The organism is Micromonospora deserti, assembly GCF_003236335.1.
In the GTDB taxonomy this organism is placed as follows: domain Bacteria; phylum Actinomycetota; class Actinomycetes; order Mycobacteriales; family Micromonosporaceae; genus Micromonospora; species Micromonospora deserti.
Map to the genome: position 1 here is coordinate 1 of NZ_POUB01000365.1, position 4,884 is coordinate 4,884.

Annotated in this window: 6 protein-coding genes; 5 read left to right on the top strand and 1 reads right to left on the bottom strand. The window is 73.2% G+C overall.

What is annotated here, in order from left to right; all coding sequences use genetic code 11:
- Positions 1-73 precede the first annotated feature (73 nt).
- Entirely contained in the window at positions 74-430 is a 357-nt protein-coding gene (locus tag C1I99_RS29300) for a glycosyltransferase family 2 protein (protein WP_233512784.1), read from the bottom strand.
- A gap of 236 nt (positions 431-666) precedes the next feature.
- On the opposite strand from C1I99_RS29300, the gene C1I99_RS29305 reads away from it, so the two are divergent.
- The 5 genes from C1I99_RS29305 to C1I99_RS29325 all read left to right on the top strand — a co-directional run bounded on the left by C1I99_RS29305 (position 667) and on the right by C1I99_RS29325 (position 4,862).
- Positions 667-1,581, top strand: coding sequence for an ABC transporter ATP-binding protein (locus C1I99_RS29305; protein WP_111137423.1), 915 nt, complete (start codon positions 667-669; stop codon positions 1,579-1,581).
- Positions 1,574-2,455 carry an ABC transporter permease subunit gene (locus tag C1I99_RS29310; RefSeq protein ID WP_111137424.1) on the top strand — a complete coding sequence of 294 codons (882 nt, stop codon included), beginning with the start codon at positions 1,574-1,576 and terminating at the stop codon, positions 2,453-2,455. Before C1I99_RS29305 ends, C1I99_RS29310 begins: the two co-directional genes overlap by 8 nt.
- Positions 2,452-3,411: an ABC transporter ATP-binding protein gene (locus tag C1I99_RS29315; RefSeq protein ID WP_111137425.1), complete on the top strand. Its 960-nt coding sequence runs from the start codon at positions 2,452-2,454 to the stop codon at positions 3,409-3,411. The genes C1I99_RS29310 and C1I99_RS29315 overlap by 4 nt, the downstream gene beginning before the upstream one ends.
- A gap of 1 nt (position 3,412) precedes the next feature.
- Positions 3,413-4,123 (top strand): ABC transporter permease, encoded by a 711-nt coding sequence (locus C1I99_RS29320; protein WP_111137426.1) that lies wholly within the window; start codon positions 3,413-3,415, stop codon positions 4,121-4,123.
- 91 nt (positions 4,124-4,214) lie between these two features.
- Positions 4,215-4,862 carry a hypothetical protein gene (locus tag C1I99_RS29325; protein WP_111137427.1) on the top strand — a complete coding sequence of 216 codons (648 nt, stop codon included), beginning with the start codon at positions 4,215-4,217 and terminating at the stop codon, positions 4,860-4,862.
- Positions 4,863-4,884 lie beyond the last annotated feature (22 nt).

Consider the following 4,884-nt stretch of genomic DNA (forward strand, 5'->3'; position numbering starts at 1 on the left):
GACAAGGTCTGGCTGTGGAGCCGGGCGGCGGGATTGCCCGGGGAATCCCGGTGGACGGTGGTGCGGGCCGGCGTCAGCCGTGGAGGCGGCGCGTGAGGGCCCAGCGCGCCCGGCTCCACAGCCAGACCTTGTCGTCGTCGGCGAAGAAGACGTACTCGCCGTGCGCCCGCTCGACGCCGAGGTTGCGCGGGCGGGACGGCCAACCGGAGTTGTCGGTGTGTACCACGTGGACGTGCGGATGCGCGGCGGCCAGCTCGTCGAGCCGGGCCGGCGTGCCGTCGGTGGAGCCGTCATCGATGAAGATCACCTCGAACTCCGCTGGCGGCAGCGACTGGCGCAGCAGCGAGGCGACGAGCTTCTCGATGTGCGGGCCGCAGTTGTACGCCGGAACGACGACACTGACCTTCGGGGCCCCGGTGCCGCCACTCATGCTTCCTCCCCTTCCGTGGCCGCCATCGCCCAGGATGGTGCCCGGTGAACCATCGATGAACCGCCCCATTCTGACCGCGGCACCGCTGCCGTGGCGTACCGCGGGTCGCCCGCCCCGACGTCGCCGACCGAAGCCCGGCCCGGCGAGGGGCCCTAGGGGTTGCCGCCGACAGGATCAGGGGAGCGCCGGGGGTCTACCGGGCCCACGGCGGGCGCGGACTGCATACGCTGTGCGTCGTGACACTGATCGCGACCGAGTCGCTGACCAAGACGTACGGGGGTGGGGTCACCGCGCTGGCCGACCTCACCGTCGCGGTCGAGCCGGGGATCATCGGCCTGGTCGGCGCCAACGGCGCCGGCAAGTCGACCCTGATCAAGATCCTGCTCGGCCTGCTCGCCCCGACCGGCGGCCGGGTCCGGGTGCTCGGCCTCGACCCGACCACCGACTCCGCCCGGGTCCGCGCCCGGGTCGGCTACATGCCCGAGCACGACGCCCTGCCGCCGGACCTCTCCGCCGCCGAGCTGGTCACCCACCTCGGCCGGATCAGCGGCCTGCCGCGGACGGTGGCCCGGGAGCGGGCCTCGGAGGCGCTGCGGCACGTCGGGCTCTACGAGGAGCGCTACCGGCCGGTGGGCGGCTACTCCACCGGCATGAAGCAGCGGGTGAAGCTCGCCCAGGCCCTGGTGCACGACCCGGACCTGCTGCTGCTCGACGAGCCGACCAACGGCCTCGACCCGGCCGGCCGGGACGCCATGCTGGCCCTGGTGCACCGGATCGGCACCGAGTTCGGCATCTCGGTGCTGGTCTGCTCGCACCTGCTCGGCGAGGTGGAGCGGATCTGCGACACCCTGGTCGCCATCGACAGCGGGCGGCTGCTGCGCGCCGACCGGATCAGCGCGATGACCTCCGCCACCGACGTGCTCGCCGTCGAGGTCAGCGAGGGCACCGAGGAGCTGGCCGCCCGGCTCGCCGCGCTCCAGCTGCCGGTGGGCCGGGAGGGGCGGCTGCTGCTCGTCCCGCTCGCCGACGACGCCACCTACGACCTGATCCTCGGCGCCGTCGCCGAGCTGGACCTGCCGCTGCACCGGCTGGACCAGCGCCGGCACCGGGTGGCCGAGCTCTTCGCCACGAAGGAGCCCAGCCATGCCTGAGCCGACCGGCGTCATCCACGACATCGGCTACCAGCGCTACACCGGCCCGCGGCTGGGTCGCCGGCAGGTCTTCGGCGCGCTCTACCTGCACGGCCTGCGTACCGCCTTCGGGTTGGGCCGCAGCGCCAAGGCGAAGATCTTCCCCTGGCTGGTGGTCGGCATCGTCACCGTGGTGGCCGCCGGCCTGACCGCGGTCCGTAGCCAGATCGGCCAGGTGGTGATGACGTACGCCCAGTTCGCCGACGCGATGAGCTGGCTGGTCATCTTCTTCGTCGCGGTGGCCGCGCCCGAGCTGGTCTCCCGCGACCTGCGCAGCGGCGTGCTGCCCCTGTACTTCTCCCGGCCGCTGCCGCGCGCCGACTACCCGCTGGCCAAGCTGCTGGCGCTGGCGACCGCGCTGTGGCTGCTGCTCGGCGCGCCGCAGCTGGTGATGTTCCTCGGCGCCGCGTTCACCACCGACGACGGCCTGCGCGGGGTCTGGAACGAGCTGCTCGACCTGCTGCCGGGCCTGCTCTACGCCGGCCTCTGGGCGGTGGTCTTCGCCTCGATCGGGCTGCTGGTCGCCTCGCTCACCGGCAAGCGAGCCTTCGCCGCCGGTGGCATCGTCGCGGTCTTCCTGATGACCACGCCGATCGTCGGCACCCTGTCGATCATGCCGTCCCGGGCGGTCAACGAGCTGGCCTTCCTCGCCTCGCCCTCGACGCTGGTGAACGGCGTCGGCACCTGGGCGCTGGGTGACCTGCTGGTGGGTGAGGGCGGGGGCGGCCTGCCGATCGGCGACTTCGGCCCGGTCTACGCGGGCGCCGCCGTGCTGCTCGTGGCCACCTGTGTCGTCCTGTTGCTGGCCCGGTACCGGAAGGTGGCCACCCGATGAGCGCGATCAGTGCCGAGCGGACCACGCCGGCGCAGGCCCGGTCGACGAGCACCCTGGCGCTGGCGGGGGTCTCCCGCTGGTACGGCAACGTGGTCGCCGTCAACGACATCAGCATGAGCCTCGGCCCCGGGGTCACCGGGCTGCTCGGGCCGAACGGGGCCGGCAAGACCACCCTGCTGCACATGATGGCCGGCTTCCTGGCTCCGTCGCGCGGCACGGTCACCCTGGACGGGCGGCCGACCTGGCGCAACCCGGACGTCTACCGGCGCCTCGGCCTGGTCAGCGAGCGGGAGGCAGTGCACACCTTCCTCAGCGCGTACGAGTTCGTGCTGGCCAGCGCGAAGTTGCACCGGCTGCCGGATCCGGCGGAGGCGGCCCGCCGGGCGATCGCCCTGGTGGAGCTGGAGAGCGCGCAGGACCGGCGGATCGGCACGTACTCCAAGGGCATGCGGCAGCGCGCCCGGGTGGCCGCGGCGCTGGTGCACGAGCCGCAGGTGCTGCTGCTCGACGAGCCGTTCAACGGGATGGACCCGCGCCAGCGGCTGCACATGATGGAGCTGCTGCACCGGCTCGGCGGCGCCGGGCGGACGATCCTGTTCAGCTCGCACATCCTGGAGGAGGTGGAGCAGGTCTCCGGCACCGTCCAGGTGATGGTCGCCGGCCGGCTGGCCGCCTCCGGCGACTTCCGCACCATCCGGCGGCTGATGACGAACCGGCCGCACGTCTTCGCGGTCCGCTCCACCGACGACCGGGCGCTGGCCGTGGCGCTGATGGCGGAGCCGTCGGTGACGGGTGTGGAGCTGGGCCGCGCCGAGCTGACCGTACGGGCCGGCGACTACGGCGCCTTCACCCGAGCGCTGCCGAGGATCGCCCTGACCCGGGGCATCCGGGTCCGGCAGCTGGTACCCGAGGACGAGTCCCTGGAGAGCGTCTTCTCCTACCTGGTGGAGGCCTGACATGTCGACTGTTTCCTGGATCACCGCGCGGGGGCTGTTCGGGCGTCGCCGGTTCCTGCTGCTGCTTCCACTGCCGGCGTTGCTGGTGCTGCTGGCCGTGCTCTCCCGCGCGCTGCGGGTGGACCCGGGCGAGTGGGGGCCGCCGGTGCTGGTCGGCCTCGGCCTGGCCGTGGTGCTGCCGGTGGTCGCGCTGATCGTCGGCACCGGTGTGCTCGGCGCCGAGATCGACGACGGCACGGTCGTGCACATCCTGACCAAGCCGCTGCCGCGCTGGCAGATCGTGCTGCCGAAACTGGCGGTGGCCACCGGCGTCACCGCGGTCACCGTCGCCGTGCCGCTCTACGTCGCGGGCGTGCTGGCCCATTCGGTACGCCTGGGGCTGGCGCTCGCCGCCGCGGCGGCGGTCGGTGCGCTGGCGTACTCGGCGCTGTTCGTGGCGTTGAGCCTGCTCACCCGGCGGCCGGTGCTGCTCGGCCTGGTCTACGTGCTGATCTGGGAAGGGCTGCTCGGCAACTTCGTCAGCGGCACCAAGGTGCTCTCCATCCAGCAGTACGTGATCGCGCTCGCCGACCGGCTGGCCCCCACCGGCCTGCTGGAGACCAGCGTCTCCGTACCGGTGGCGGCGGTGATGAGCGCACTGGTCAGCGTCGGGTTCACGGTGCTCGCGATCGACCGGCTGCGCTCGTTCAGCGTGGCCGGCGAGACGAGTTGACCCGCTCCATCCGGCGCGGCCGGTGACCGGAAGGGCGATGGTAGGGCTGGCCGGATGGACCGGGGCGGCCCGGTCGGCGAGGCTGGAGGACGTGAGTGCAGAAGTGGGACCGGTCCAGCCGCGTGGGTCGTACCCGGGGGGTTCCCGGCACTGGCCGGTGAGCCTGGCCGTGGTCGGGCTGGCCGCCGCGGCGACCACCACGGCGGCCCAGGGCAGCGGACACTTCCACTGGTGGGCGGGCTTCGTGCTGATCCCCGGCGCGCTGATCGCCGCCTGCGGCGGGCCGCTGCTGGCCCGGGGCGGCGGGCGGGCGTTCGCCGGCTACGTGGTCGCCTGCGTCGGCGCGCTGGTGTTCGCGGTCGGTGCCCTGCTGATGTTCGGTGTGATGGGCCGCGGCTGGCCCGTGATGATCATCATGCCCTGCCTGGCCGTCGCCGGCACCTACCTGTGGCGCCCGGCCCACCCGCTGGCCCGTGGGCTGCACCGGGCGGCGGCGATGCTGGCGCTGGCCGGCGCGCTGCTCGGCGCGACCTTCCAGTTGATCCGGACGGAGGTCGTCGACCTCGGCACCACCCGCTGGTGGGGCGCGTTCGTGATGCTGGCCGGGATGATCGTGCTCGGCAACGCGGTCGAACTGACCCGGCACCGGATGCCGTACCGCCTCCAGGCGATCACCCTCCTGGTCGGCCCGGCCGTCGTCGCCTTCCTCCTCGGCCTCCGCATTCTCCGCGGCTGGTAACCCACCCCATCCCGTCCGGCCG

Bases quoted from the DNA above. Each gene is read 5' to 3' on its own strand.
- C1I99_RS29300 (WP_233512784.1), bottom strand. From the start codon at position 430: ATGAGTGGCGGCACCGGGGCCCCGAAGGTCAGTGTCGTCGTTCCGGCG.
- C1I99_RS29310 (WP_111137424.1), top strand. From the start codon at position 1,574: ATGCCTGAGCCGACCGGCGTCATCCACGACATCGGCTACCAGCGCTAC.
- C1I99_RS29315 (WP_111137425.1), top strand. From the start codon at position 2,452: ATGAGCGCGATCAGTGCCGAGCGGACCACGCCGGCGCAGGCCCGGTCG.
- C1I99_RS29320 (WP_111137426.1), top strand. From the start codon at position 3,413: ATGTCGACTGTTTCCTGGATCACCGCGCGGGGGCTGTTCGGGCGTCGC.